Annotated in this window: 1 rRNA gene; it reads left to right on the forward strand. The window is 52.3% G+C overall.

Going from position 1 to position 1342, the window contains the following annotated elements:
• Positions 1-1342 (forward strand): 23S ribosomal RNA (locus tag RJ01_RS15385); the annotation flags it as partial.

Consider the following 1342-nt stretch of genomic DNA (forward strand, 5'->3'; position numbering starts at 1 on the left):
AGTAGGCATGCATCTTAGGCAAATCCGGGGTGCTCTATGCTGAGAGTTGATAGCAAGCCAGTTTACTGGTGAAGTGGCTGATACCATACTTCCAGGAAAAGTCTCTAAGCTTCAGTTACACTGGAATCGTACCCGAAACCGACACAGGTGGTCAGGTCGAGTAGACCAAAGCGCTTGAGAGAACTCTGCTGAAGGAACTAGGCAAAATGGTACCGTAACTTCGGGAGAAGGTACGCTGCCGGCGGTGATAGGACTTGCTCCTTGAGCTGTTGGCAGCCTCAGAAACCAGGCCGCTGCAACTGTTTATTAAAAACATAGCACTCTGCAAACACGAAAGTGGACGTATAGGGTGTGATGCCTGCCCGGTGCTGGAAGGTTAATTGATGGGGTTAGCGTAAGCGAAGCTCTTGATCGAAGCCCCAGTAAACGGCGGCCGTAACTATAACGGTCCTAAGGTAGCGAAATTCCTTGTCGGGTAAGTTCCGACCTGCACGAATGGCATAATGATGGCGGCGCTGTCTCCAGCAGAGGCTCAGTGAAATCGAATTCGCCGTGAAGATGCGGTGTACCCGCGGCTAGACGGAAAGACCCCGTGAACCTTTACTGCAGCTTGACATTGAACTTTGATCTTACTTGTGTAGGATAGGTGGGAGGCTTTGAAGTGGTGACGCTAGTTGCCATGGAGCCGTCCTTGAAATACCACCCTGGTAATATTGAGGTTCTAACTCTGCTCCCTGATCGGGAGCGAGGACCATGTCTGGTGGGTAGTTTGACTGGGGCGGTCTCCTCCTAAAGAGTAACGGAGGAGTACGAAGGTGCGCTCAGCGTGGTCGGAAATCACGCGTAGAGTATAAAGGCAAAAGCGCGCTTAACTGCGAGACCCACAAGTCGAGCAGGTACGAAAGTAGGTCTTAGTGATCCGGTGGTTCTGTATGGAAGGGCCATCGCTCAACGGATAAAAGGTACTCTGGGGATAACAGGCTGATACCGCCCAAGAGTTCATATCGACGGCGGTGTTTGGCACCTCGATGTCGGCTCATCTCATCCTGGGGCTGAAGCAGGTCCCAAGGGTATGGCTGTTCGCCATTTAAAGAGGTACGCGAGCTGGGTTTAGAACGTCGTGAGACAGTTCGGTCCCTATCTACCGTGGGCGCTGGAAATTTGAGAGGATCTGCTCCTAGTACGAGAGGACCAGAGTGGACGAACCTCTGGTGTACCGGTTGTGACGCCAGTCGCATCGCCGGGTAGCTATGTTCGGAAGGGATAACCGCTGAAAGCATCTAAGCGGGAAGCCTACCTCAAGATAAGATTTCCCCGAGACTTTATGTCTCCTAAAGAGCCG

The organism is Acinetobacter sp. YZS-X1-1 (assembly GCF_000804305.1).
Classification (GTDB): domain Bacteria; phylum Pseudomonadota; class Gammaproteobacteria; order Pseudomonadales; family Moraxellaceae; genus Acinetobacter; species Acinetobacter variabilis.